General features: G+C 73.8%; 29 protein-coding genes and 3 pseudogenes. 17 read left to right on the top strand and 15 right to left on the bottom strand.

Annotated features, from left to right (window positions below; translation table 11 throughout):
* Nucleotides 1-61: 61 nt before the first annotated feature.
* From MF408_RS10820 to MF408_RS10810, 3 genes are read left to right on the top strand one after another with little or no spacing between them, the layout of a single operon-like run.
* Nucleotides 62-1,978 (top strand): hypothetical protein, encoded by a 1,917-nt coding sequence (locus MF408_RS10820; RefSeq protein WP_240251363.1) that lies wholly within the window; start codon nucleotides 62-64, stop codon nucleotides 1,976-1,978.
* Nucleotides 1,975-2,580, top strand: a complete 606-nt coding sequence (locus MF408_RS10815) for a hypothetical protein (RefSeq protein ID WP_240251362.1) — start codon at nucleotides 1,975-1,977, stop codon at nucleotides 2,578-2,580. Before MF408_RS10820 ends, MF408_RS10815 begins: the two co-directional genes overlap by 4 nt.
* Nucleotides 2,493-3,647, top strand: coding sequence for a hypothetical protein (locus MF408_RS10810; protein ID WP_240251361.1), 1,155 nt, complete (start codon nucleotides 2,493-2,495; stop codon nucleotides 3,645-3,647). The genes MF408_RS10815 and MF408_RS10810 overlap by 88 nt, the downstream gene beginning before the upstream one ends.
* 17 nt (nucleotides 3,648-3,664) lie before the next feature.
* On the opposite strand, the gene MF408_RS10805 is transcribed toward MF408_RS10810, so the two are convergent.
* The 4 genes and pseudogenes from MF408_RS10805 to MF408_RS25300 all read right to left on the bottom strand — a co-directional run.
* The gene (locus MF408_RS10805; RefSeq protein ID WP_240251360.1) at nucleotides 3,665-4,315 is read right to left on the bottom strand and encodes an HAD family hydrolase; all 651 of its coding nucleotides are present in this window, start codon (nucleotides 4,313-4,315) and stop codon (nucleotides 3,665-3,667) included.
* Nucleotides 4,305-5,666, bottom strand: coding sequence for an FAD-dependent oxidoreductase (locus MF408_RS10800; RefSeq protein WP_240251359.1), 1,362 nt, complete (start codon nucleotides 5,664-5,666; stop codon nucleotides 4,305-4,307). The genes MF408_RS10805 and MF408_RS10800 overlap by 11 nt, the downstream gene beginning before the upstream one ends.
* Nucleotides 5,667-5,707: 41 nt before the next feature.
* Nucleotides 5,708-5,959, bottom strand: a complete 252-nt coding sequence (locus MF408_RS25305; protein WP_275693405.1) for a DUF2000 family protein — start codon at nucleotides 5,957-5,959, stop codon at nucleotides 5,708-5,710.
* Nucleotides 5,960-6,056: 97 nt separating this feature from the next.
* A pseudogene (locus MF408_RS25300) lies at nucleotides 6,057-6,122 on the bottom strand (hypothetical protein); the annotation flags it as partial.
* A 50-nt stretch (nucleotides 6,123-6,172) separates the two neighbouring features.
* On the opposite strand from MF408_RS25300, the gene MF408_RS10790 reads away from it, so the two are divergent.
* On the top strand, nucleotides 6,173-6,967 hold the full coding sequence (locus tag MF408_RS10790) for an AraC family transcriptional regulator (RefSeq protein ID WP_240251358.1): 795 nt from the start codon (nucleotides 6,173-6,175) through the stop codon (nucleotides 6,965-6,967).
* 12 nt (nucleotides 6,968-6,979) lie between these two features.
* Here the strand turns inward: MF408_RS10790 and MF408_RS10785 are convergent, their stop codons facing one another.
* A complete protein-coding gene (locus MF408_RS10785) occupies nucleotides 6,980-7,291 on the bottom strand; it encodes a cupin domain-containing protein (protein ID WP_240251357.1) in 312 nt (103 codons plus the stop codon).
* A gap of 82 nt (nucleotides 7,292-7,373) precedes the next feature.
* Nucleotides 7,374-8,117, bottom strand: a complete 744-nt coding sequence (locus MF408_RS10780) for a GAF and ANTAR domain-containing protein (protein ID WP_240251356.1) — start codon at nucleotides 8,115-8,117, stop codon at nucleotides 7,374-7,376.
* A 207-nt stretch (nucleotides 8,118-8,324) separates the two neighbouring features.
* Between MF408_RS10780 and MF408_RS10775 the strand changes: the two genes are divergently transcribed.
* The 3 genes from MF408_RS10775 (at nucleotide 8,325) to MF408_RS10765 (ending at nucleotide 11,301) form a co-directional block, all read left to right on the top strand.
* Complete coding sequence (locus MF408_RS10775) at nucleotides 8,325-9,155, top strand: thioredoxin domain-containing protein (protein ID WP_240251355.1); 831 nt, start codon at nucleotides 8,325-8,327, stop codon at nucleotides 9,153-9,155.
* A 72-nt stretch (nucleotides 9,156-9,227) separates the two neighbouring features.
* On the top strand, nucleotides 9,228-9,905 hold the full coding sequence (locus MF408_RS10770; RefSeq protein WP_240251354.1) for a response regulator transcription factor: 678 nt from the start codon (nucleotides 9,228-9,230) through the stop codon (nucleotides 9,903-9,905).
* Nucleotides 9,895-11,301, top strand: coding sequence for a HAMP domain-containing sensor histidine kinase (locus MF408_RS10765; RefSeq protein WP_240251353.1), 1,407 nt, complete (start codon nucleotides 9,895-9,897; stop codon nucleotides 11,299-11,301). Before MF408_RS10770 ends, MF408_RS10765 begins: the two co-directional genes overlap by 11 nt.
* A gap of 94 nt (nucleotides 11,302-11,395) precedes the next feature.
* On the opposite strand, the gene MF408_RS10760 is transcribed toward MF408_RS10765, so the two are convergent.
* Both MF408_RS10760 and MF408_RS10755 read right to left on the bottom strand, forming a co-directional pair.
* Complete coding sequence (locus MF408_RS10760) at nucleotides 11,396-11,581, bottom strand: hypothetical protein (protein ID WP_240251352.1); 186 nt, start codon at nucleotides 11,579-11,581, stop codon at nucleotides 11,396-11,398.
* Between the two features lie 238 nt (nucleotides 11,582-11,819).
* Nucleotides 11,820-12,275, bottom strand: a pseudogene (locus tag MF408_RS10755) (WYL domain-containing protein); the annotation flags it as partial.
* Between the two features lie 222 nt (nucleotides 12,276-12,497).
* On the opposite strand from MF408_RS10755, the gene MF408_RS10750 reads away from it, so the two are divergent.
* Complete coding sequence (locus MF408_RS10750) at nucleotides 12,498-12,956, top strand: VOC family protein (RefSeq protein WP_240251351.1); 459 nt, start codon at nucleotides 12,498-12,500, stop codon at nucleotides 12,954-12,956.
* A gap of 190 nt (nucleotides 12,957-13,146) precedes the next feature.
* Nucleotides 13,147-13,707, top strand: coding sequence for a PepSY domain-containing protein (locus MF408_RS10745; protein WP_240251350.1), 561 nt, complete (start codon nucleotides 13,147-13,149; stop codon nucleotides 13,705-13,707).
* Between the two features lie 69 nt (nucleotides 13,708-13,776).
* Here MF408_RS10745 and MF408_RS10740 read toward each other — a convergent pair whose 3' ends face one another.
* Nucleotides 13,777-14,274 (bottom strand): hypothetical protein, encoded by a 498-nt coding sequence (locus tag MF408_RS10740; RefSeq protein ID WP_240251349.1) that lies wholly within the window; start codon nucleotides 14,272-14,274, stop codon nucleotides 13,777-13,779.
* A 254-nt stretch (nucleotides 14,275-14,528) separates the two neighbouring features.
* On the opposite strand from MF408_RS10740, the gene MF408_RS10735 reads away from it, so the two are divergent.
* The 3 genes and pseudogenes from MF408_RS10735 (at nucleotide 14,529) to MF408_RS10725 (ending at nucleotide 15,892) form a co-directional block, all read left to right on the top strand.
* Nucleotides 14,529-14,765 carry a hypothetical protein gene (locus MF408_RS10735; RefSeq protein WP_240251348.1) on the top strand — a complete coding sequence of 79 codons (237 nt, stop codon included), beginning with the start codon at nucleotides 14,529-14,531 and terminating at the stop codon, nucleotides 14,763-14,765.
* A 22-nt stretch (nucleotides 14,766-14,787) separates the two neighbouring features.
* Nucleotides 14,788-15,147, top strand: a pseudogene (locus MF408_RS10730) (YhjD/YihY/BrkB family envelope integrity protein); the annotation flags it as partial.
* A gap of 61 nt (nucleotides 15,148-15,208) precedes the next feature.
* Nucleotides 15,209-15,892, top strand: coding sequence for a YihY/virulence factor BrkB family protein (locus MF408_RS10725; protein WP_240251347.1), 684 nt, complete (start codon nucleotides 15,209-15,211; stop codon nucleotides 15,890-15,892).
* Between the two features lie 26 nt (nucleotides 15,893-15,918).
* Here the strand turns inward: MF408_RS10725 and MF408_RS25295 are convergent, their stop codons facing one another.
* The 5 genes from MF408_RS25295 to MF408_RS10705 all read right to left on the bottom strand — a co-directional run bounded on the left by MF408_RS25295 (nucleotide 15,919) and on the right by MF408_RS10705 (nucleotide 19,180).
* A complete protein-coding gene (locus MF408_RS25295) occupies nucleotides 15,919-16,044 on the bottom strand; it encodes a hypothetical protein (RefSeq protein WP_275693404.1) in 126 nt (41 codons plus the stop codon).
* Between the two features lie 110 nt (nucleotides 16,045-16,154).
* Nucleotides 16,155-16,952 (bottom strand): SDR family NAD(P)-dependent oxidoreductase, encoded by a 798-nt coding sequence (locus MF408_RS10720; protein ID WP_240251346.1) that lies wholly within the window; start codon nucleotides 16,950-16,952, stop codon nucleotides 16,155-16,157.
* On the bottom strand, nucleotides 16,949-17,560 hold the full coding sequence (gene wrbA / locus MF408_RS10715) for an NAD(P)H:quinone oxidoreductase (protein ID WP_240251345.1): 612 nt from the start codon (nucleotides 17,558-17,560) through the stop codon (nucleotides 16,949-16,951). The genes MF408_RS10720 and wrbA overlap by 4 nt, the downstream gene beginning before the upstream one ends.
* Nucleotides 17,561-17,589: 29 nt before the next feature.
* Complete coding sequence (locus tag MF408_RS10710; RefSeq protein WP_240251344.1) at nucleotides 17,590-18,285, bottom strand: SDR family oxidoreductase; 696 nt, start codon at nucleotides 18,283-18,285, stop codon at nucleotides 17,590-17,592.
* A 118-nt stretch (nucleotides 18,286-18,403) separates the two neighbouring features.
* Complete coding sequence (locus MF408_RS10705; RefSeq protein ID WP_240251343.1) at nucleotides 18,404-19,180, bottom strand: SDR family NAD(P)-dependent oxidoreductase; 777 nt, start codon at nucleotides 19,178-19,180, stop codon at nucleotides 18,404-18,406.
* Between the two features lie 308 nt (nucleotides 19,181-19,488).
* Here MF408_RS10705 and MF408_RS10700 point away from each other — a divergent pair, with 308 nt between their 5' ends.
* Genes MF408_RS10700 through MF408_RS10690 form a run of 3 tightly spaced genes read left to right on the top strand, consistent with a single transcriptional unit; the run spans nucleotide 19,489 to nucleotide 20,821 of the window.
* The gene (locus tag MF408_RS10700) at nucleotides 19,489-19,815 is read left to right on the top strand and encodes a MarR family winged helix-turn-helix transcriptional regulator (protein ID WP_345893938.1); all 327 of its coding nucleotides are present in this window, start codon (nucleotides 19,489-19,491) and stop codon (nucleotides 19,813-19,815) included.
* Between the two features lie 24 nt (nucleotides 19,816-19,839).
* Nucleotides 19,840-20,427 carry a TetR/AcrR family transcriptional regulator gene (locus MF408_RS10695; RefSeq protein WP_240251341.1) on the top strand — a complete coding sequence of 196 codons (588 nt, stop codon included), beginning with the start codon at nucleotides 19,840-19,842 and terminating at the stop codon, nucleotides 20,425-20,427.
* A 46-nt stretch (nucleotides 20,428-20,473) separates the two neighbouring features.
* Nucleotides 20,474-20,821 carry a nuclear transport factor 2 family protein gene (locus MF408_RS10690; protein ID WP_240251340.1) on the top strand — a complete coding sequence of 116 codons (348 nt, stop codon included), beginning with the start codon at nucleotides 20,474-20,476 and terminating at the stop codon, nucleotides 20,819-20,821.
* Nucleotides 20,822-20,873: 52 nt separating this feature from the next.
* Here the strand turns inward: MF408_RS10690 and MF408_RS10685 are convergent, their stop codons facing one another.
* On the bottom strand, nucleotides 20,874-21,359 hold the full coding sequence (locus MF408_RS10685; RefSeq protein WP_240251339.1) for a LysE family transporter: 486 nt from the start codon (nucleotides 21,357-21,359) through the stop codon (nucleotides 20,874-20,876).
* A gap of 263 nt (nucleotides 21,360-21,622) precedes the next feature.
* Here MF408_RS10685 and MF408_RS10680 point away from each other — a divergent pair, with 263 nt between their 5' ends.
* Complete coding sequence (locus MF408_RS10680; protein ID WP_240251338.1) at nucleotides 21,623-22,789, top strand: MFS transporter; 1,167 nt, start codon at nucleotides 21,623-21,625, stop codon at nucleotides 22,787-22,789.
* Between the two features lie 204 nt (nucleotides 22,790-22,993).
* On the top strand, nucleotides 22,994-23,455 hold the full coding sequence (locus tag MF408_RS10675) for a hypothetical protein (RefSeq protein WP_240251337.1): 462 nt from the start codon (nucleotides 22,994-22,996) through the stop codon (nucleotides 23,453-23,455).
* Nucleotides 23,456-23,457 lie beyond the last annotated feature (2 nt).

Below are 23,457 nucleotides of genomic sequence, written 5' to 3'. Positions count from 1 at the left end.
GGAACCGGTCGGCGTAGAGGTGCGGCGTGACCGGGGGTGCGAGCCCGGCGCGGAGGGCGGGGTGGCGCACGAGCCCGGCCAGCCAGGCCAGCGCGGCCTGCTCGCCGTCGACCGCGCGGTCGCGCAGGTGGCCGGCGATGCGGAGCGTCAGCACCTCCGCCCGGTCGGGGTCGGCGCGGCGCGCCTGCTCGGCGACCACCTCGGCGAGCCGGGAGTGGAGGACCAACCGTCCGGCGGCGGGCTCGACGAGCTCGCAGGCGCGGAGGCGGGCGAGCGCGCCGGGGTCGTGGTCGGGAAGGACGGCGGCCAGCAGCGCGGCGTCGACGCCGCCGGCCAGCGCCGTGACGTCGCGGAGGTCGGGGTGGAGCTCGTCGAGCGCGGGACCCGCGAGGTGGTCGAGCAGCGCCGGCTCGGTCTCGTGGGCGAGCACGGCCGCGAACCGCTCGCGGTCGTCGGACGCGGTCCAGGCGCCGGCGCCGAGCACCAGCGCGAGCGGGAGCCCGCCTGCCCAGTCGGCGATCGTGCGACGGGCGCCGGGGTCGGTGACGCCGTGGCGGTCCAGCACCGCGTCGGCCTCGTCGCGGCCGAGGGCCGACAGGCGGCACTGCTCGACCACCGGCCGGAGGTGGTCGGGCACCCAGCGGGCGGGCAGGCGGCGCGCGGCGAGGACCACCCGGCTGGCGTCGGGCAGGTCGCCGATCGAGGTCCCCAACGCGTGCACCGCCGCCCCCAGGGCGTCCACCTCGTCGACCAGGACGACCGCCGGCCCGCCGGGGAGGCCGGAGAGCTCCGCGGCGACGGCGTCGACCGAGGTCTGCCGGCCGTCGACCCGGACGACCGTCCATCCCGAGCCCTCCGCGCGACGCCCGGCCTCCCGGAGGGCGGCACTCTTGCCGGCGCCGGCCGGGCCGGTCACGGCGAGGACCCGAACCCGGCCCTCCGGGTCCAGCACCCGGCCGAGACCGCGGTCAAGGGCCGGCGGGCAGACGTACCGCTGCTCGTCGAGGCAGTGCGCGGCGTCGGAGATCGTCGGCCCGCGCGCCGTGCCGCGCGCACGGACGGCGTCGAGACGGACCGTTCCCATGGCGACCTCCGGCGAGAGCGTCGCCACGGTAGCCACCCGTGCGGCGTACGGTCCAGGAATCGGTGGGAGCCGCCGGCCCGCCGGTCTCACCCGGGTCTCAACATCGCCGCACCTCGCCCTGCGGGGGCGCTGCCGCTTCCTAGCGTCTCGCGCGTGAGAGCACCGCGTCCCACCTACGCCAACGTGATGGCGACCCTGGCCGTCGTCGTCGCCCTGACCGTCGGCACCGCCCACGCCGCCTCGCTGGCGCGGAACAGCGTGAAGGCCAAGCACATCGCGGGCGGGGCCGTCGGCCAGCGACACCTGGCGCCGCCGGTCGGGCAGCGGCTCGCCACCGGCGTGCGCAGCGGCGAGCTGGTGATGGCGTCGACCGCCCCCGCGTTCCGGGTCACCAACGCGGCGTGGCCGGCGCTCGCGTCGCCGCAGGTACGCCGGTCGTGGCGGCAGCCCGGTCGCAGCGTCGACCAGGTGCTGCTCACGATGCGGCTGGTCTACCCACGCGAGTGCAACCGCGGCAGCCAGTCGTCCCGCGGCGTCCGGGTGCTGGTGACCGACGAGGCGGGCCGGTCGCTGCTCCTCAACGCGTGGGTCCGCGGGACGACCGGGCAGGCGGTCTACCCGCACGCGGCCGCCGACGGGGTGCACTTCCCGCCGCCGGCGCTCAACGACGCGCTCCAGTTCCCGAGCTGGACGCTCGCCAGCAGGCGCGTCGTCGTCCCGCTGGAGCAGCCGCTCGTCAACGCCGGCGGCAGCACGCAGCGCCGCGAGGTCCGGGTGTTCTTCCGCGCGACCCCGTGCGACTCACGGCCGCCGGAGCACGGCACCTCGCCGCTGGCGGACCGGCAGCCGCAGGTGACCGACCTGCGCGTCGTCGTGACCAGGTTCCACCGATGAGGCGCGGCGGCCGGCACGCGGGCGCGGCGCTCGCCTCGGCGCTCGTCGTCACCGCGCTGCTCGGCCCGGTCCCGGGGGACGCCGCCGCCGTCTCCACGAAGCCGACCGTGAGCCCGGCCCGGCCGACGGCCGGGCAGCGGGTGGTCGTCACCGGCAAGGTGCCGACCACGGTCCGGCGGCCGGTGGTGGTGCAGCGCCGCGCGGGGTCGGGGTGGAAGGTCGTCGGCCGGGCACGCACGTCGCGGCTCGGCGTCTACCGGGTGCGCGGCCGGCTCCCGGCGACGACGACGGTCCGCACCGTCGCCCGGCGGGTGCGGGTCCGCGGCACGACCTACCGCGCGTGGGTGAGCCCGGGCCGCCGGGTGACCGTCCGGAGGCCGAGCCCGCCTCCTCCGCCGCCTCCCCCTCCGCCGGACCCCGACGGGATGCGGCTGGTGTCCCCGTGGTCACGACGGCAGCCCGGCCGACGCCTACAGCCAGTACCCCCCGGGTCTCGGGCGACGGCCGGTTCGTCGTGTTCGACTCCCCCGCCACCAACCTGGTGCCCGGCGACGCCAACGGCCGCAGCGACGTGTTCCTCCACGACCTGCACACCGGCGTGACCGAGCGCGTCAGCCAGACCCCGGCGGGCGTCGGGGGCGACGGCCACAGCACGCGGGCCGACATCTCCGACGACGGCCAGTGGGTGGTCTTCACCTCGTCGTCGACCAACCTCGGCTGGAACGGCGGCAACGCCCAGGACGTGCTGGTGTGGAACCGGCTCACGAAGCAGATCACCCCGGTCTCGTGGCCGCGCGGTGACGACGAGGACTTCGTGGGCGTGCAGTCACCGCCGCGGATCTCCGGCGACGGGTCGACCGTCGTCTGGGTCAGCGACGACGACTCCCTGCCCGGCGACAACGAGGACGGCGTACGCGACGCGTTCACCTGGGACCGGCAGAGCGGCGTGATCGAGCTGGTCTCCCGCGGCCCGGCGGACGCCGGCGGGACGCCGCGGCAGGCCGACTACCACACCGACGGCATCGCCGCGGTGTCCGCCGACGGCTCCGAGGTCGCGTTCGAGTCGCGAGCGTCCAACCTCGTCGACGGCGTGCCCGGTCGCCCCTGCTGCCTCCTCAGCTCCGACGTGTTCCTGTGGAGCCGGTTCGGCGACGAGACCACGGTGGAGCTCGTCGGCCGCACCCACGACGGCCGCCAGGACTCCGGCGCCTCCGACCCGGCGGTCTCACCGGGAGGAGACGAGGTCGTCTTCGTCGCCGGCGTCTCGCCGATCGAGGGCGTGGGCGGGTCGGGCGACGTGTTCCGCTGGGACGCGGACGCTCCGCCGGGCGAGGAGTACTCCTGGGTCTCCCGCCCGCCGCTCGGCAGCACCCACGGCAACGCCTCCCACCCCGAGATCACCGGCGGCGCGATCGTCTTCGTCTCCGACGACCCGCAGCTCTCGGCCACGACCGTCGACGACAACGACGCCACCGACGTCTTCCGTGTCGCCCACGGCGCGGTGGAGCTGGTGAGCACGGCCCGGGACGGGACGTCGGGCGACGACGACAGCGGGCGGGTCGACGTGTCGCTCGACGGCGACGTGGTCGCGTTCGCCTCCCGGGCGTCGGACCTGGTGGCGGGCGACGGCAACGCGACGCAGGACGTCTTCGTCCGCACCTACGAGTGACGGCTGCACCGGGCCGGTCAGCCGCCCGGCGCTCCCGCTGCGAGGTGGTCGTCGAGCCACGCCGGGAAGTCGTGGAGCGAGTCGAGCACCACGTGGGTGCCGGCCTCGACCAGCTGCTCGCGGCTGCAGCCGCCCGTGAGGACGGAGACGCTCAGCGCGTCGGCGGCGAGGGCGCCCTCGACGTCGTGGACGTGGTCGCCGACGTAGATGCTCGCGCCCTCGCGGCGCAGCACGTCGCCCTTGCCGACGCCCCACACCTTGCCCTCGAGGTGGTCGATGTCGAAGCCGACGTGGTCGACGTGGAGCTGCGCGTTGGGCGTGAACTTGCCGGTCACCACGACGACCCGGCCGCCGTGGCGGCGGACCCCGGCGATCGCCTCGTGCGCGCCGGCCATCGCGGCGACGGTCTCGATCGCGTGGTCGGGGTACAGCGCGCGGAACCGGTCGACCGCCGGCGCGATCGCGTCCTCGGCGAGGTGCGGCCGGAGGATCAGGTCGAGCGGCGGGCCGAGGGCGGAGGTCATCTCCTCGATCGGCAGCTCGACGCCCAGCTCGCTGCCCAGGGCGAGCAGCACCCGCCGGAAGCCGGGCACGGTGTCGATCAGCGTCATGTCGAGGTCGAACCCGACGACCAGCCGGGAGGCCGCGGGACCGGCGTCAGCTGTCATAGCCGAGCCCCAGGCGGTCGAGCGTGCGCAGCCACCGGCCGCGGCGGCCGGTGACGTCCTCGCGGGCGAGCGCCCGCCGGGTGAGCTGGATGCCCGCCCAGGCGAGCGGCTCCGGGGGGAACGGCACCGCCGGCCGGCGCACCATCTGCAGGCGGGTCCGGCCGGTCTTCTCCCCCGACAGCAGGTCGAGCATCACGTCGGCGGCGAACCGGGTGGCGCCCACGCCCAGGCCGGTGAAGCCGAGCGCGTACGCCGCCCGGCCGTCGTACGCCGACCCGAACGAGGCCGAGAACCGGGTGCTGGTGTCGATCACACCTGCCCAACGATGGCTGAACCGGATCCCTTCCAGCTGGGGGAACGTCGCGAGGAAGTGCTCCGCCAGCGTCGTGTAGGTGGCGTCGCGCTCCTCGAGGTCGGGGCCCACCGAGCGGCCGAAGTGGTAGATCGCGTCGTAGCCGCCCCAGAGGACGCGCCGGTCGGGGGTGACCCGGTAGTAGTGGAACTGGTTGCCGGCGTCGCTGACGCCGAGCGCCGGGTCCCAGTGCAGGTCGGCCAGCTGCTCGAGGGTGAGCGGCTCGGTCGCGAGCACGTAGTCGTAGACCGGGACGGTCGTCCAGCGCAGCCGCCGCAGCAGCGGGCGGAAGGCGTTGGTCGCGAGCGCCACCCGGCGGGCGCGGACCGTGCCGTGGGTGGTGAGCACCTCCACGCCCCCGTCGACGCTGCGCAGGCCGGTGACCCGGGTGCGCTCGGCGATCCGGACGCCCTGCCGCTCCGCGGCGTCGGCGAGCCCCCAGGCGAGGCGCGCCGGGTCGAGCACGGCGCACTCCTCGGGCGGCTCCCGCCGCCCGGCGAGGTAGGTCGGCGAGTCGACCACCGCGCGCACGGCGTCGCGGTCGAGGAAGCCCGGCCGGTCGGGCTCCAGCCACGCCACCTCGTGCGGCCGGGTCGCGACAGTCAGCGAGCCGCCGCGGAGGAACCCGCAGTCGATGCCATAACGGTCGACGGTCGCCTCGATCGCGTCGAGGTTCTCGATGCCGAGCCGGTGGAGCTCGTCGTACTCCTCCGGCCAGCGGGTGCGGCCGTTGACCTCGCCGTGGGTGAGCGACGCCTCGCAGAAGCCGCCGTTGCGGCCAGTGGCGTGCTCGGCGAGCCGGTCGCCCTCGAGCAGCAGCACGTCGGTGCCGGGCTCCCGCTCGACCGCTCGGAGCGCCGTCCACAACCCGCAGAAGCCGCCGCCGACGACGACCAGGTCGGCGGTCGCGCTGTCTGCCGGCCGCGGCCGCGGCTCCGGACGGTCGGGGGTGTCGAGCCACAGCGGCCTGAGGACGGAGCCGGCCAGCGAGGGGTGCACGAGGGCGATGCTAGGCGCCGGGGCCGACGGCGGTCAGGGGGTCAGGAGTGCAGACGGGCGCCCTTGGTGACCTTGTCGACCGGGTTGCGCTCCCCGGCGACACCGATCCCCACCAGGTCGAGGTCGGCGGTCCCGACGGCGCGCACCTGCGCCCGGTTGGCGACGTCGTTGCCGGTCTTGAACAGCTCGGCGGTGTAGATGCTGATCGGCATCCCGCGACCGAGCGCCCGGTCGCGCACGGCCGCGAGCGTCGCGGCGTCGGCCGTCAGCACTGCCACCGGGTGGCCGAACATCGGCAGGTAGCGCCGACCGTCGGCGTCCTCGTAGGGCTCCCCCGACCAGCTCCGGGTGGGCCGCCGCGAGACCGCTGACGAGGAACGACGTCACGTTGAGCTCCTGCCAGCCGAGCAGGTCGTCGCGCACGACGACGGCGATCTTGGGTCTCTCGAAGTCCATGCGCCTCACGATCGGCGGTGGGCGACCGGCGCGTCTTGTACGTTCCTGTCATGGCGGCTCCCGACCGGGTCGCGGCCTGGCGACCGCGGCTGCCGGGCGTGGCGGAGGTGCTGCACGCCGCGTGGCACGACCACGCCTACCCCGCCCACACCCACGACACGTGGACCGTGCTCATCGTCGACGACGGCCTGATCGGCTACGGGCTCGACCGCCACGAGCACGCCGCCGCCGGCCGGGCGGTCACCGTGCTGCCGCCGCACGTGCCGCACGACGGCCGGACGGTCACCGCCGACGGGTTCCGCAAGCGGGTCGTCTACCTCGACGAGGACGTGCTCGGCGAGCGGCTGGTCGGCCCCGCCGTCGACGGGCCGCTCGTCCCGGACCGGTCGCTGTGGCGCCAGGTGTCGCTGCTCGACGGGGCACTCGTCGCGGGCGACGACCTCGAGGCCGAGGCGCGCCTGGCGCTCGTGGTGGAGCGGCTGCGCTGGCACCTGCAGGGCCGCCCGGACGCCCGGCCGGCCGTCGTACGCCCCTCGGTCGCCGGGGAGCTGCGCGACATCCTCGACGCCGACCCCGTCGCCGCGCCGTCGCTGGCCGAGGCCGCGCGGCGCCTCGGCGTCGGCGAGACCCACCTGGTGCGGGCCTTCACCCGCACCTACGGCCTCCCGCCGCACCGCTACGTCGTCGGGCGGCGGCTCGACCTCGCCCGCCGCCTGCTCCTCGACGGCCACCCGCCGGCCGAGGTCGCCACCGTGACCGGCTTCTACGACCAGGCGCACCTGACCCGTCACTTCCGGCGGCTGCTGCGCACGACGCCGGGTCGGTACCAGCGCAGCGGCTCCTGACGAGCCGGGGGCTCACTCGGACCCGCGTCGCTCCACCACCAGGATGCGCGCCGCCCCGACGGGGTGCGCGACGTGCTCGTCGCCGGCCTCGGCGTGGAAGATCGTGCCGGGTTCGAGCGTGTGCGTCTCCACCCGGCCGTCCACCCGCACCGACATGTCGACGCGGCCGTCGAGCACGACGAACACCTCCGGCCCGTCGTTGACGTGCCAGTGGTAGGGCTGGTCGGTCCAGTGCACGCGCACCGTCGCGTCGTCGATCGCCTCCACGTCGACGGCCTGCCACGGCCGGTCTCCGGTGAACGTCCTCACGTCGATGATGCGCACGCCACCATGGTCGGAGCCGGGCGATCCCGCCGCCACGGCGGATCCCGCCACGAAGCGGCGACTTCCGGCCAACCGGCGCGGCTCAGGTCGGCCTCGCCCCCGGGCGCTCCGGCTCGGTGCGCCCGTCCTGGAGGGTCCGGTGCTTCTCGTCGGCGCTCGCCACGATCTCGGCGGCGATGTCGCGGAGCTTGATGTTGCTCGTCGACGACGCGCGCACGAGGAAGGCGAAGGCACGCTCCTCGGTGAGCTGGTAGCGCGCCATGACCAGACCGATCGCCGTGCCGATCAGGCTGCGCGTCCCGAGGGCGTCGTTGAGCTGCCCCTCCCGACGTACCCTGCCGAGCGCGAGGGCCGCATGGGCCGCGAACAGCTCCGCGATCAGCAACGCGTCACGGCCGAGCGAGTCGCGCGACGTGGAGTACAGGTTCAACCCGCCGATCGTCTCGTCCTCCAAGTACAGCCGGAGGCCCAGCTGCGCGCGGACGCCGGCCGCCGCCGCCTTGGGCACGTAGCGCGGCCAGCGGTCGTCACGGGGAAGGTGCTCGGCCAGCACCACCGGCTGGTCGCGCAGCGTAGCGAAGCACGGCCCCTCCTCCAGCTCGTACTGGATGCCGTCCAGCTCCCGGACGAGCGGACCGGTGGCCGCCTTCGTCTCGACCCGCCCCTTGGCGTGGACGATGCTGATGCCGACCTCGTCGAAGGTGGGGATGGACGTGCACGCGGCGTGGACGATCGCGTCGAGCGTCTCCTCGAGCGTGCGGGCGTCGTTGATGGTGCGGGCGGCCTCGACGAGGGCTTCGGTGAACGGCGGGTGGGTGTGGTCCATGGCGGGCCTGGTTCCTGCGAGCGGGTGGCAGCAGGAAGGGCCATCCGAAGTGTCAGGACGAAGAGTCGGACCCGCTTGGTCGTCACCCACCCTACGCCCTGCCGGATCGCATGTCGCCCACCGCGTCCGGAAGGGGGACCGGGCGCCCTCGGGCGGCGCCGGGATGCTGGAATGGGCCCGCGTGTCCACCACCCTCCGAGGAAGCAGATGCCTGACACCTCCCCCACGTCCGACAGCCGCGGGTCCCGGCGCCTGGCGCTGCTCCTGACGGTGATCGGCCTGGTGGCCGTGGCCGTGCTGGTCGCCGTGCTCGTCATCCCGGGTGACGACGACACGTCCGCCGACGGCGACCCGGATCGCGGCACCTCCTCGACATCGCCCTCCGCGTCGGCCTCTCCCACCGACGGCCCGACCGACGGCCCGACCGACAGCACCGACGGCACCGCGGGGACCAGCCCGTCGCCGTCGCTCTCGACGGCGCCGGAGGACCTGACGGACCTCAACGTGCGGCGGCAGCCGGACGACCCGATGGCCAAGGGCGACGTCGACGCCCCGGTGGTGATGGTCGTCTACTCCGACTTCCAGTGCCCCCACTGCGCGACGTTCGCCGAGGAGACGGTGCCCGTGCTGGAGCGGAGGTACGTCGAGTCCGGCGTGCTCCGCATCGAGTGGCGCGACTTCCCCTACCTCGGCCAGGGGTCCCTGACCGCTGCGCTGGCCGGCCGCGCTGCCGCCGCCCAGGGCCGGTTCTGGGAGTTCCACGACGCCGTCTACGCCGCGCAGCCGCGCGACGACGAGCTCAGCGGGCCCCGGCTCGAGCGGATCGCCCGCGACCTCGGGCTCGACATGGCCGAGTTCCGGACCGCAGCCGCGGCTCCCGAGACCCTGACCGCGGTCGAGACCGACGTCCGCGAGGGGCAGTCGATCGGCGTGCAGGGCACGCCGTCGTTCCTCGTCAACGGCATCCCGATGATCGGCGCCCAGCCCGCGCGCGAGTTCTCGCGGGTGATCGAGGAGGCTGCCGCCGCCGCGTCGTGACGGGCCGAGGCGTTCAGCCGGGCTTCAGCACCGGTCGGCGACAATGGCGTCGTCAACCGTCAGGAGGAACCGGTGCGGGTGCTCGTCGTCGACGATGAGCGGCGTCTCGCGCGCTCGCTGCGCATGGGCCTGGAGGCCGAGGGGTTCGCGGTCGACGTCGCGCACGACGGGACCGACGGCCTTTGGCTGGCGCGGGAGAACCCCTACGACGCCATCGTGCTCGACCTGATGCTGCCCGGGATCAACGGCTACAAGGTCTGCGAGACGCTCCGCGCCGAGGGCAACTGGACGCCGGTGCTGATGCTCACCGCCAAGGACGGCGAGTGGGACCAGGTGGAGGGGCTCGACACCGGTGCCGACGACTACCTGACCAAGCCGTTCTCCTTTCCCGTCCTCGTCGCCCGGTTGCGGGCGGTCGCGCGACGCGGCGCCCGGGAACGGCCGACGGTGCTGGAGGCCGGCGACCTGAGGGTCGATCCTGCCGCCCGGCGGGCCTGGCGAGGCGAGGAGGAGATCGCCCTCACCGCCCGCGAGTTCTCGCTGCTGGCCTTCCTCGCCCGCCACCGTGGCGACGTCGTCTCCAAGCGGCAGATCATCGACGCGGTGTGGGACGTCGACTTCGACGGCGACCCCAACATCGTCGAGGTCTACGTGCGCCACCTGCGCAACAAGCTCGACCGGCCGTTCGGCCGGGAGGCGATCCAGACCGTGCGCGGGGCCGGCTACCGGTTGGCGAGCAATGGCGGCTGAGCCGCGCGCGTGGAGCCGCGCCTCGGTGCGGTTGCGCACCACGGTCGCCGCCGTGCTCGTGGTGGCGGTCGTGCTGACGGTCGCGGCCGTCGCGCTCGTCGCACTGGTCCGCTCGTCGCTGCGCGACGGGCTCGAGACCACCGCGGAGGAGCGGGCCTCTGCCCTCGCCGACCAGGTCGAGGCAGCCGGTCCGGCCGGGGTCGCGCCTGGCGGCACCGGCGACGCGGACGAGGAGCCGGACGACGAGCCAGACGACGAGCCGGACGAGGACCTCGACGAGATCGTGTGGCAGGTGACCGACGCCTCGGGCGCGGTCGTCGCCTCCTCCCAGCCGCTCCGCCGCGCCCTTCCCACCGACGACACCGACGAGGTGGGCCTGGGCGACCAGGGCTACCTCGTGGTCACCGACGACGCCGAGCACGACGGCGGCGAGTACGTCGTCTCCGTCGCGGCGTCGACGGAGGACGTCGAGGAGTCGACGCAGGCGCTCGTCGGCCCGCTGGCGCTCGGGGTCCCCCTGGTGCTGCTCCTCGTGGGGGTGACGACGTGGCTGGTCGCCACCCGCGCGCTGGCGCCGGTGGAGCGGATCCGGCAGGAGGTCGACCGGATCACCGGCGACCGCCTCGACCGACGTGTCCCCGAGCCGCCGTCGCGCGACGAGGTGCACCGGCTGGCGCGGACGATGAACGCGATGCTGGGTCGGCTGGAGACCGCGAGCGAACGTCAGCGGCGGTTCGTCGCCGATGCCTCCCACGAGCTGCGATCGCCGCTCGCGAGCATCCGGCAGACCGCCGAGGTCGCGCAGACGCACCCGGACGCCCTCCCGGAGGGCGAGCTGGCCGAGGCCGTGCTGGAGGAGTCGGCGCGGATGCAGCGGCTGGTCGACCAGCTGCTGCTGCTCACCCGCACCGACGAGGGCGTCCTCGCCCGCGACCACGACGTCGACCTCGACGACCTCGCGCTCGACGCGGCCGCGCGGGCCCGGCGTACCGGCCTCGACGTGGACACCTCCGGCGTGACGGCCTGCCGGGTCCGCGGCGACGCGACCGCCCTGGCGCAGGTCGTCCGCAACCTGGTCGACAACGCCGCCCGCCATGCCGACCGACGTCTGGCGCTCGCGGTGCGGGAGACGGGCGGCCACGCCGAGCTGGTCGTCGAGGACGACGGACCCGGCGTCCCGGAGCCCGACCGGGACCGGGTCTTCGAGCGGTTCGTGCGCCTCGACGAGGCCCGGGCCCGCGACGCCGGCGGCACCGGGCTGGGCCTGGCCATCGTGCGCGAGATCGTGGCGGCGCACGGCGGCTCCGTGGCCGTGCTCGACAGCGGGCCGGGCGGGCTCGGCGGCGCCCGGTTCGTCGTCAGGCTGCCGCTGGCCGGTGCCGAGCCGCTCCGTTGAACGGCCGTTCGGGCGGGTCTCAGGAGAGGTTCAGCCTCCTCCCCGTGCGCACGACCCTCGACGACGGGCGACGTCCGCGGCCCGTCCGCGTCGATCAGCGGCGCGACGGGTCCGCCTCGGAGCCCCCGGTCGCGTGGTCCCGAACCTCGGCGGCTGCTCCGACGCGTGCAGCCAGCGTCCGCGCGGCGGCGACCAGCGGCTCGGGTCCGACGACGGTGAACGGCGCGTCCCAGCGGACGACCATGGCGAGGAGCCCGGTCCACGACCAGGACCCGATCACCAGGCGGCTGGAGGTCGGGGGTCAGCTCCTCGACCACGCCGTCACCGATCCACGGAGCGACGTCCCGGACGGGAAGGTCGATGACGACCTCGCCGGTGCACGGCCAGCCACCCGCCTCGCCAGTGACGTCGGCACCTCGCAGCCGAGCCGCGAGGAACGTGCCGGCGTCGGCGGCCGGCAGCGGACGCGGGTTGAACCGCGGACCTGTCGGCACCCGCGGAGCGATCCTGTCCAGCCGGAAGATGCGCCAGTCGTCGCGGTCGAGGTCCCACCCGACCAAGTACCACCGGCCGTTCCTGGCGACCACGGCGCTGGGCTCCACCCGCCGCGGCCGACCATCGCTGCCGTCGTGGTCGAACCGCAGGACGTGCCGGTGCCGGACTGCTCCGCTGACGGCCTCGAGCACGTCCGGGTCCACCCGGGGACCGGTGTCGGTGCCGGTGAAGGTGATGCCGTCGAGCCGGTGCCGCAGCCGCGACGGCATCACCTGCCGCACCGTCGCGAGCGCCCGCAGCGCCGCCTCCTCAACGTCCACACCGACCGCAGGTGCGCTCTGCAGCGCCACTGCGACCGCCACGGCCTGCGCCTCGTCGAACAGCAGCGGCGGGAGTTCCGCGCCGGCTCCGAGGCGGTAGCCGCCGTCCGGGCCCTTGACCGCGTCGATCCGGTAGCCGAGCCGACGGAGCCGCTCCACGTCGCGTCGGACCGTCCGCGGCGTGACCCCCCAGGCGCTCCGCGAGGACGCTGCCCGGCCAGTCCCTGCGAGCCTGCAGCAGCGACAAGAGCGCGAGCGTCCGTGACGTGCTTTCGACCATGGTGCCCATCTTCCTCGAGAAGAGGACCGGATCTGTCCTCTTCTGACGAGAGTCTCGGGTCGCGGCGGCAGAGGCCGCCCACCGACACAGGAAGAGGAAGCATGACCATCGCGACCACCACCCACCTGAACCTCCCCGGCACCGCCCGGCCGGCGCTCGAGCTCTACCGGAGCGTGTTCGGCGGCGACCTGACCACGGTCACCTACGGCGACGCCGGCATGCCGGCGGACGCCCCTGGTGCCGACCGGATCGTCTTCGGCCACCTCGAGAGCTCCGAGGGCTTCCGCGTGATGGCCTACGACGTCCCCGGCCAGGACGGCGGCGACCTGACCGCCGGGTCGACCCGTCGCGAGAACGGTCTGACGATCACCGACCGGCCGTTCTTCCTGTCCATCCGCGCGGAGAGCCTCGACGAGGCGACCCGCTACTGGGACGGCCTGGCCGACGGCGCCACCGTCATCGAGCCGCTCGCGGCATCGCCGTGGTCGCCGGGCTTCGGCATGCTCACCGACCGGTTCGGCGTCACCTGGGTCGTCGACGTCGCGGCCCCGCGGGCCTGACAGGGGGAACGGACCGGCCGGGCGCCGGCGGCATGGGGCGACCCAAGGCTGCCGCCGGCCGGTGCCGGACCACTCCGCTGAACGGCCGTTCAGGCAGCTTCAGGAGAGGTTCAGCCACCTCCCCGCAGGCTGGTGCCTGTCCGGTCCCGGACCAGGGACCGAAGCCGAAGAACGTCAGGAAGGCCTGCTCATGAACCTCTCCCCGCTCCGCCGCAAGCGCGTGATCATCCCCGCCGTGGCCACCGTCGCCGTGCTCGCCGTCGGCGGCACCGTCTGGACCTCCACCGCCGCCGACGACGTCGACGGCGAGGAGCGCGACCGGGTGGCCGCCGCAGCGACCGAGGCCGCCGGCGGCGGCACCGCGGTCGACGTCGAGACCAGCGACGACCAGGGCGAGGCCTACGAGGTCGAGGTGCGGCTCGAGGACGGCTCCGAGGTCGACGTGACCCTCGACGACGACCTCCAGGTGGTCACCCGGGAGACCGAGGACGTCGACGACACGGACGACGACGAGGACGGCGACCGCGACGACGACGACGACGCCGACGACCGCCGCCTGGGCGACACCGAGCGCGCGTCGGCCGAGGAGGCCGCCCTCGCCGCCGTCGGCGGCGGGACCGTCACCGACGTTGAGGCGAGCGACGACCGCGGCGTCGCCTACGACGTCGAGGTCCGCGCCGACGACGGCGCCGAGTGGGACGTCGACCTCGACGCCGACTTCGGCGTGGTGCGCAAGACCCTCGACGACTGAGGAGGTCGCGGGCCGAGCGCAACGTGAACCGCTGCATCGGGCCCGCCGGTAGTGATCGGCCCGTCGCGTTCAGCCGGTCGGGGCGCCGTCCGCACGATCCTCCCGAGGGTCACCCGGGCTCGACCACCAGGCACGGACGAGGGCCGCGATGACCGCGGCCAGCAGGAGCGGGACCCACAAGGCGCCGAACCGGACGACCTGCTCGGCCAGGTTCCAGTCCCGGGGCGGCACTGCCAACCACGCTGCCGCGACGACGACGAAGCCGACCAGCGCACCGGCGGCGGCCGCGGCGAGAGCGAACGCGACAGCGTTGGGGTCGCCCGTCCCGCGGCGGGCGACCACGGTGGCCGGGTACGTGACGAGAAGGCCGGGGATGCTCACCCAGAGCGCCACCAACCAGCCCGACCTGCTGATGCCCAGCGGTTCCGGGTCGGGGGTGGCGTCGGTGATCTCGCCGGCGTAGCCGACTTCGTGCGCGAGGCCGATGTCGAGCACGTTGACGCGGACGATGTCGTAGAAGTGCGCCGCCCAGGCGCCTGCCAGCAGGCCGACGACCGCGAGCGCCACCGCGGCGACCACCGTCGGGGGGCGGGTGCCGGCGCAACGTCGGGTTGCGCCTCCGGCGCGGTGCCTGCTTCGTTCCGCCCATGCCCGACCCCCTCGGCCCTGAACCGCGGCTGCCTTCGTCGCCAGCCTTTTCCTCACCCGACCGGCATGCGACCGGGCTGGACGGGCACTACCCGTGCACAGGGCCACCCTATGCCGCGAGCTCGGGCGCTGAGGGAGCGCCGGCGGCCTGGGCGGACCCTGGGGGAGGCGACATGTCGAAGTTGTCACTGCTCGTCGGGCTCGGCGCCGGCTACGTGCTGGGGGCCCGGTCCGGGCGACAGCGGTACGAGCAGATCGCGGGCAAGGCGCGCCAGGTGTGGAGCGACCCGCGGGTGCAGGAGAAGGCCGGCCAGGCCCAGCAGGTTGCGAAGGAGAAGGCCGGCCAGGCCCAGCAGGCGATCAAGGCGAGGGCGAGCTCGACCCCCACCGCCGGCGACAGCACGCACTGAGCAGGGGAGGACGAGAGCTCCGATGGCCCGCACGGAGGACTCCCGCCGGGCGCAGGTGGACCCCGACGCCGAGGTGAAGCCGGACTCGCCGACCGACCTGACGAAGCCGTCGTGGTGGTACGTCGCCCGCAAGACCGTCCGGGAGTTCTCCGACGACCAGTGCACCGACATCGCGGCGGCGCTGACCTACTACGCCGTCCTCGCCCTGTTCCCGGCGGCCATCGCGATCCTGTCGCTGGTCGGTCTGGTCGGACAGGGCCAGCAAACCGTCGACACCCTCGTGCAGATCCTGCGCGACGTCGGCGCCTCGAGCGCGGCCGACACCCTCGAGCCGACCTTGACCGAGCTGAGCAACAGCCAGAGCAGCGGGTTCGCGTTCGTCCTGGGCCTCGCCGCCGCGTTGTGGTCGGCGTCGGGGTACGTCGGCGCGTTCGCGCGGGGGCATGAACCGGATCTACGAGATCGACGAGGGCCGGCCGATCTGGAAGCTGCGGCCGGTGATGCTGCTCATCACGCTCGTGACCGTCGTCCTCACCGCCGTGGTGGCGATCGGCCTGGTGCTCACCGGGCCGGCCGCCCAGGCGGTCGGCGACGCCCTCGGGGTCGGCTCGTCGGTGGTGACGGTGTGGAACATTGCGAAGTGGCCGGTGCTGCTCGCCGTGGTGGTGCTCATCGTCGCGCTGCTCTACCACGCCACCCCGAACGTGAAGCAGCCGAAGTTCCGCTGGATCAGCGTCGGTGCGGTCGTCGCCATCCTCACCTGGGTCGTCGCCTCGGCCCTGTTCGGGTTCTACGTCGCGAACTTCTCCAGCTACAACCGGACCTACGGCTCCCTGGCCGGTGTGGTCGTGTTCCTGCTGTGGCTGTGGATCACCAACCTCGCCCTGCTGTTCGGCGCCGAGCTCGACGCCGAGCTCGAGCGCGGCCGCCAGCTGCAGGCCGGCCTGCCCGCCGAGGAGGTCATCCAGCTCCCGCCCCGCGACACCAGCAAGTCCGACAAGGCCGCCGCCAAGGAGCGCGAGGACGTCGAGCGGGGGCGCCGGCTCCGGCTCTCCCGCGGTGAGGACACCGAGACCGGCTCCCAGGACGACCACGCCGGCGCCGGTCGGCGCAAGGAGGATCGGTGACGGGGGCCGGAGCCGACGGGCCCGCATCAGGGCTCTGAGCGGCGCTCCTCGGCGTACAGCGTGGTCGCCGACGCAGCCCCACTGTCGATGAGCAGGTCGACGATCCGGCGGCGGGTCGGGTCCGCCAGCACGGCCCACGGGGCCGGAGTCACCGCCCGACCTGCTCCTCGATACGGAGCCGGCGACGACCTCCAGGAACGGGCGCTGGCCGCAGAGCGGTGCCGGAGGGCGGCTCGCCCGCCCCCCGGCGACGCCGTGGTCCTCAGGCGACGGGCCCGAGGAGGTCTCCGCCGTCTGCTACGAACTCCGCCCCGGTCGAGAAGCTCGCCTCGTCCGAGGCGAGGAAGAGAACCTGCCGGGTGATCTCCTCTGGTTCGGCCTTCCGGGGGATGGCGAGCTGTTCGACCATCCTGGAGATGTCGAGCCTGGTGACCGGGTTCGAGTCGTCGTCTGCGAGGAGCGAGCTCTCCGACCGGTCGGGCTCGGTCATGGGGGTCCGGACGGATCCCGGGTGGACGGAGTTCACGCGGATGCCGTCTCGGCTCAGCTCCAGGGCAGCCGTCCTGGTGAGGCCACGCAGACCCCACTTGCTCGCGACGTAGGCACCGATGCCGGCCACGCCCTTCAGACCGGTCACCGAGGACACGTTGACGATCGAGCCACCCTCCGCCCTGCGCATGGACGGCACCACGGCGCGGATGCCGAGGAACTGGCCAGTGAGGTTGACGTCGAGCACGCGTCGCCAGGTGTCCGGCGGCGTGTGCTCGATGACGCCCGGTGCGAGGACACCCGCGTTGTTGACCAGCACCGAGACGGGCCCGAAGGCTCGCTCGGCGTTCTCGACCGTGGCGGCCCACTGGTCCTCCTCCGTCACGTCGAGGTGCTGATAGAGGGCCCGCTCGCCGATCTCATCGGCCAGGCGCCGGCCTTCGTCCTCCAACACGTCGGCGACGACGAGCGAGGCTCCCTCGTCCGCGAAGCCGCGCACATGACTGGCCCCCATGCCGCGTGCCCCGCCCGTGACGATGACCGTGCGCCCTTCGAACCGGCGCATCGTCATCGGACGCTGCCTGCCTTCAGGGCAGAAGCGATCTCGACGACCCGCTCGGCCTGATGGCGGGCGGCGTCGCGGGTCTGGTCGCCGATCGGGTTGGAGCCCTGGGCGTCGATGTGGGAGGTGCCGTAGGGGTTGCCGTCGACGAACTTCACGGGGTCGGTGTAGCCGGGCGGGACGAGGATGCCGCCGAAGTGGTGAATCGAGTTGTAGAGCGCCAGGAGGGTCGTCTCCTGTCCTCCGTGGTTGGTGGCCGTGGTCACGAAGCCGCTGTAGACCTTGTCGGCCAGCCTGCCCTGGGCCCACATCCCGCCGAGGGTGTCGAAGAACTGCTTGAGCTGGGAGGAGATGTTGCCGAAGCGGGTGGGCGTCCCGAAGATGACGGCGTCGGCCCACTCCAGGTCGTCGGGAGTCGCCTCCGGGACGTGGGCGGTCTCCTCGACGTGCGCGGCCCAGGCCGGGTTGGAGGCGATGGCGGCCTCCGGAGCGAGCTCGCCGACCTTGCGCAGGCGGACGTCGGCGCCGGCCTTCTCGGCGGCGGTGCCGATCTCACGCGCGATCTCGGCCGAGAAGCCGGTCGCGGAGTAGTAGATGATCGAGAGGTTGATGGTCATTGCGCTTTGCTTTCTAGGAGAGAGGGTGGCTACTGCGGGAGGCCCGAGTAGTCGGCCTGGCCGGCGAGCTGGCCGCCGTCGACGACGAGGTCGCTGCCGGTGATGAACCGGGAGTGGTCGGAGGCGAGGAACAGCACCGCGTGGGCGATGTCCTCGGGTTCGCCGACGCGGCCCAGCGCCACGGCACTGGTGTCGAAGACGACCCCTTCGGTCATCGGGGTACGGGTCTGGCCCGGGTGCACCGCGTTGACGCGGATCCCGTGGGCGCCGAGCTCGAGGGCGGCGGACTTGGTGAGGCCGCGCACCGCCCACTTGGTGGCGACGTAGCCGGACATGCGCGGGACGCCGTTGAACGCGCCGACCGAACCGATGTTGACGATGGACCCGCCGCCGGCGCGTCTCATCGCCGGGGTGACGGCCTGGATCCCGTTGAGGACGCCGACGAGGTTGACGTCGATCGTCCGCTGCAGACGCGCTCCCTTCCAGTCCTCGAGCAGGGCCGGATCCGCGATGCCCGCGTTGTTGACCAGGACGTCGACGCTGCCGAAGCGTGCCTCGACCTCGCTGACGAGGTCGGCCCACTGGTCCTCGGACCGGACGTCGACCCTGACGGGCCAGGACGCTGTCGCCGAGCTGGTCGGCGATGGCCTGCGCGGCGTCGAGGTCGACGTCCACCGCCACGACCGCCGCACCTTCGGCGGCCAGGAGCCGGACCGTCGCCGCACCCATGCCCTTGCCGCCGCCGGTGACGATCGCCGTCCGTCCGACGAGCGATCCGTCACGACGCGCCGGTTCAGTCGAAGTCGGTGCCACGAGAGATCCCCTCCCACTCGATCCGGTCCTTCAGGGTCTGCTCCGCCGCCGCGTTGAGCCGGTCGAGCGCGTCGTTGCCGAAGGCCAGCCGCAGGGGCGGGTTCTCGGCCCGCAGCACCTCCAGCAACGCGGCCGCGATCTTCTTCGGGTCGCCCGGCTGCCGGCCGGTGACCTCCTCGACGTGCTTGCGGAGCTCGCCGACGGTCGCCTCGTAGTCAGGGAGGTGTGCGGACTCGCTGATCGCGGGGCCGGCGAAATGGTCCGCATCGCGCCGGGCTGCGCGATGACCACCTTGATCCCCAGGGGACCGACCTCCTGCGCGAGCGCGATCGAGAAGCCCTCCAAGGCGAACTTGCCGGCGGAGTACGCCGACATGCCCGGCACGGAGATCTGACCGCCCAGGCTGCTCACCTGGACGATCGCGCCGCTGCGGGCCGCGCGCATGTGCGGCAGCACCGCACGGGTGAGCGCAGCCGGCCCGAAGAAGTGAAGGTCCATCAAGCGCCGCAGCTCCGCGTCACCGGTCTCCTCGACCGCACCGATGTGGCCTCGGCCGGCGGCGTTGACCAGGACGTCGATCCGGCCGTGGCGGCGGGCCACGTCGGCGACGACCTCCTCGATGCGGTCGGTGTCGGTGACGTCGAGCCGGACGACCTCCACGGCGTCGCCGTGGGCGTCGGACAGGATCGCCGCCCCTGACGTGTCGCGATCGGCGGCGACGACCGTGGCGCCTTCGCTCAGGGCCGCGTGGGCGACCTCCCGCCCGAGGCCGGAGGCGGCCCCGGTCACGATCCAGGTTCCTTCCATGGGGAACTCCTTCTATCTAGATGATGTATCACCCCGACAACTGGATGATCCGTCACCCCTATTCCCGGATTCCACGGGAACTTCAACGAAGGTCGCGAACCGCCGCGTCACCAGCCAGACAGTGACGCATCACCATGCCGTTACGATCGAGAGCGTGGGCGAGCCCGAGCCGTTGAACGAACGCGAGCAGCGCGCGTGGTACGGGTTCCTGCGGATGCAGGAGGACCTCCGGCGCCACATGAACCGGCAGCTGCTCGACGACGCCGGCCTCTCGCTCGCCGACTTCTCCGTCCTCAGCGGCCTCTCCCCTGCAGCCGGGCGGATCACTGCGGCAGGTCGAGCTGAGGGACCTCCTGCGGTGGGAGAAGAGCCGACTCATCCACCAGGTGTCGAGGATGGCCTCGCGCGGACTGGTCGAGCGGCGCTCCCCCGCCGGAGACGCTCGCGGGAGCGAGGTCGCCCTCACCGAGAAGGGGTGGGCGGCCGTCCGCAAGGCCGCACCGCAGCACCTCGCCGACGTGCGGCGCACGTTCTTCGACGCATTGAGCGCCCGGCACGTCGACGCCCTCGCCGCGCTGTCGGCTGCGGTGCTCGAGAGCATCGAGGAGCAGGAGACCGGGCGGGACTCCTCCTAGGCACGGCGCCGCTACGCTCGCGGCATGGCCGTCAAGGCATCCACACGGGACCGGCTGCTCTTCGCCGGCGCCGAGCTGCTCCAGGCTGCCAAGGGCGGCGACGTCTCGACCCGCGCGATCACCGACGCGGCCGGGGTCCAGGCGCCCACGCTCTACCACCACTTCGGGAGCAAGCAGGGCCTCCTCGACGAGGTGGTGAGCCACGGCTTCCGCCGCTTCCTCGAGGAGAACGAGCCGGCCCTCACCGGCGACCCCGTCGCCGCCGTCGCCCGGGCCTGGGACACCCACGTCCGGTTCGGCGTCGAGCACCCCGCGTTCTACGCCCACCTGTACGCGCGCGTGGAACCCGGCTACAGGTGCGGCGTCGTCTCACAGGTCGAGCTCATGCTGCTCTCCGCCCTCGAGCGCGTCGCCGACCGGCTGAGCGCACCACCGGCCGAGGCGGCGAAGGCGATCCTGGCGGCCAGCAGCGGGGTGGTCATCACGATGATCGGCGAGCTCGACGGCGAGCCCGACTGGGGACTCTCGGACCGCGTCAGGGGACGCCGTACTCGGGTCCCTGATCCCGTCTGCGGCCGCCAGCGAAGGGTGACACCGTCCCGCCTCCTGTAGCATTGCTATACAGCAATCCAGGCGGAGAGACGGAAGCGCCTCAGACATGACGAACCAGTACGACCCGCAGCAGCTCCCGGCGCCGGTCCGGGACTACGCAGAGGGTCACCACCGCCACGACTTCGATCTCGCGATGACCGCGATCACCGACGACACCGTCGTCACCGACGACGGCAAGGTCTACACCGGCCGGTCCGCCATCCGGGCATGGCTCGAACGCGCGACAGCGGAGTGGACCTACACCCAGGAGTACGTCGCCCAGCAGCAGGTCAGCCCCACCGAGTGGGTCGTCACCAACCACCTCGAGGGCAACTTCCCCGGCGGGGTCGTCGACCTGCAGTTCCGGTTCGTGGTGGCCGACGACAAGCTCGCGTCCCTCCCGATCGCACCCTGATCCAGGCCGAGCCGGCCGTCGAGGTTCACCATGACGCCCGGCTGCGGCCTCCTCACCACCACAGCGTGGCGACGGACAGCACCGCCAGGACCGCCATCCCTCGCATCGCACGCCGCCACGGACCCGGGGCCAGCCGGGCGCGGAGGGCGGCACCGAACAGCGTCCACAGGCTCGCCGACATCCAGACCACGACGAGGAAGCACGCCGCGCCGACCAGGTCCCCCGCCGGCCCGCCGGGGCTGGCCGGCCCGAGCTTGCCGGTGACGAACGCCAGCACCGCCAGCCAGGTCTTGGGGTTGGCCACCTGGAACAGCGCCATCTGCCACCAGGTCATCAGGGTCGTCGGGGTCGTCGGGCCGGGACCCTGCGGTCCGGGGTCGTCGGTCGGCGGGCTGGCACGCCACAGCCGGACGGCGAGATAGGCCAGGTACGCCGACGCAGCGGCCCGCATCGCCGGCCCGCTGCCGGGCACCGCGTCCACGAGCCCGCCGACACCGGCCACACCGGCACCGATCAAGGCGACGAAGCCGCCGATCATCCCCCGCGAGCATCGGCACGGTCCGCAGGTAGCCCTGCGCGGCACCGGCCGCGGCGAAGAGCACGTTGTTCGGCCCCGGTGTCGCGGCCATCACGAAGGCGAGCATGGCGACCGAGCCGAGCCACCCCGTCACCCGGGCCGCCCGGACCCGCCGACGCCGGTCGCGCTCACGCGACGACGGTGCAGGTGGGTGCTGACCGGTCGCTGACAGAGCCCGCCGACCAGCGGCACGACGGTCGCGGTCGTCGCCCGCACCGGACAGGGTGGCACCCGTGGTCGGTCCTCGCCCGCCGTTCTGGCCGTCGGTGCTGACGTGCGGGTTCGTCGAGCTGTTCAGCTGGGCGGCGCTCTACTACGCGGTGCCGGTGCTGATGGACCTCGCCGCCCGCGACACCGGGTGGTCGCTGGCAGCGATGACGGCGGCGTACTCCGGGTCGCTGGTGCTCTCGGCCCTGCTGAGCCCCCGGATCGGCCGCCTGATCGACCGGCGCGGTCCACGCCTCCTGGTGGTGCTCGGCGCCCTGGCTGGTGCGACCGGACTGGCCGGTGTCGCGGCCGCGCCGCACCCGGTGGTCGCACTGTTGGCGATGGCGCTGGTCGGTCTGGGGCAGGCGACGACGCTCTACCCGCCGGTCTTCGCGGCGCTGACGATCTGGCACGGCCGACGGGCTGCCACGGCCCTCACCGTGGTGTCGCTGTTCGGCGGTGCCTCGTCGGCGGTCCTCGCACCGGTGCTCGCGCCGGTCGCGGAGGTGCTGGGCTGGCGGGAGGCGCTGCTCGGCGTGGCGGTCGGCTACGCCGTCCTCACCGCTCCGCTGGCGTGGTGGGGACTCGCGGTGCCGTGGACCGCGCACGCCCCGGCACCGCCCGGGCACGACGTCCGGCGCATCGTCCGTTCGAGGCGGTTCCGTGCCACGCAGCTGAGCATGGTGATCGCGGGTTCGTCGCTCTACGCGGTGACGCTGAACCTGGTGCCGCTCGCGCGGGAGCTCGGCCACTCCTATGCGACGGCCGCTCTGGCGTTCGGACTCGTCGGGGCCGGGCAGGTGGTCGGGCGGCTCGCCTACCTGCCACTGGCCGGGATCAGCGACGCGCGTCAGCGCACCACGGCACTGGTCGTGGCGGCCGCGCTGGTCGTCGCGGCGCTGGCGCTGGCGCCCGGCGTCGTCGGGCTCGTGGTCGCGGCGCTGCTGGCCGGCGCCGTCCGCGGCGCCCACACGCTCACCACCACGCTCGGCGTCGCGGACCGCTGGGGCCGTACGGCGTTCGGGGAGGTCAGCGGCGCGTTCCAGCGACCGGTCGGGCTGGGGATCGCGGTCGCACCCTTCGCCGGCGCGCTGCTGGCCTCTGCGACCGGCGGGTTCCGGGCCGCGGGCCTGGTGGCAGCCGCCCTGACCCTGCTCGCCGTGCTCTCCGCCCGCGCGTCGTAGCGACGGCGCCGTCGTACCGATCCCACCACCAGAGTCGAGGAGCGAGATGTCTGAACGACCCCAGGAGCAACGATTTCACCGCACCGACCGGCCGGACTGGCTCTACGGCACCGGCGCCGCCCCGGCCGAGAAGGCCGTCGTGTGGCTGACCGTCGCCGCCGCACTGCCGGTGGTCGTCCTCGCACAGCAGCGGTCGGACCCCGGGTGGCAGTGGTGGCACTGGCTGCTCGTCGTGGTCCTGGCCGCCGACGTGGTCGGCGGGTGGTCGCCAACAGCCTCGAGCCGGCGAAGCGGCTCTACCACCAGCGGGCAGCGAGCGGGGCCTCCGTCGTGGAGCGGGTCGTCCGCAACCACGTCGCGTTCTCGGCGCTGCACCTGCACCCGTTCCTGGTCGCCGCGCTGTTCCCTGGCGCGGGCTGGGCATGGGCAGCCGGCTGGTACGTCGCCGCCGTGCTCGGCGTGGGCCTGGTGGTCGTCCTGCCGCTGCACCTGAAGCGACCCGCGGCCATGGGGCTGGCGACGCTCGCGGTGCTGGTCGCGGCGGTGCCCGGCGGCCTCGGCCCCGAGGCGATCGGTTGGCTCGGACCGGTGCTGGTGCTGAAGCTCGTCGTCGCGCACGCCGTGCCGGAGCGGGCGCCTGCCGGTCGGCCGGACGCCGGCCGTTAGGT

Origin of the sequence: Nocardioides sp. TF02-7, assembly GCF_022437945.1 — a bacterium.
Classification (GTDB): domain Bacteria; phylum Actinomycetota; class Actinomycetes; order Propionibacteriales; family Nocardioidaceae; genus Nocardioides.
The sequence above is the reverse complement of the archived record's forward strand: the minus strand, read 5'-3'. Positions and strand labels throughout refer to the sequence as shown.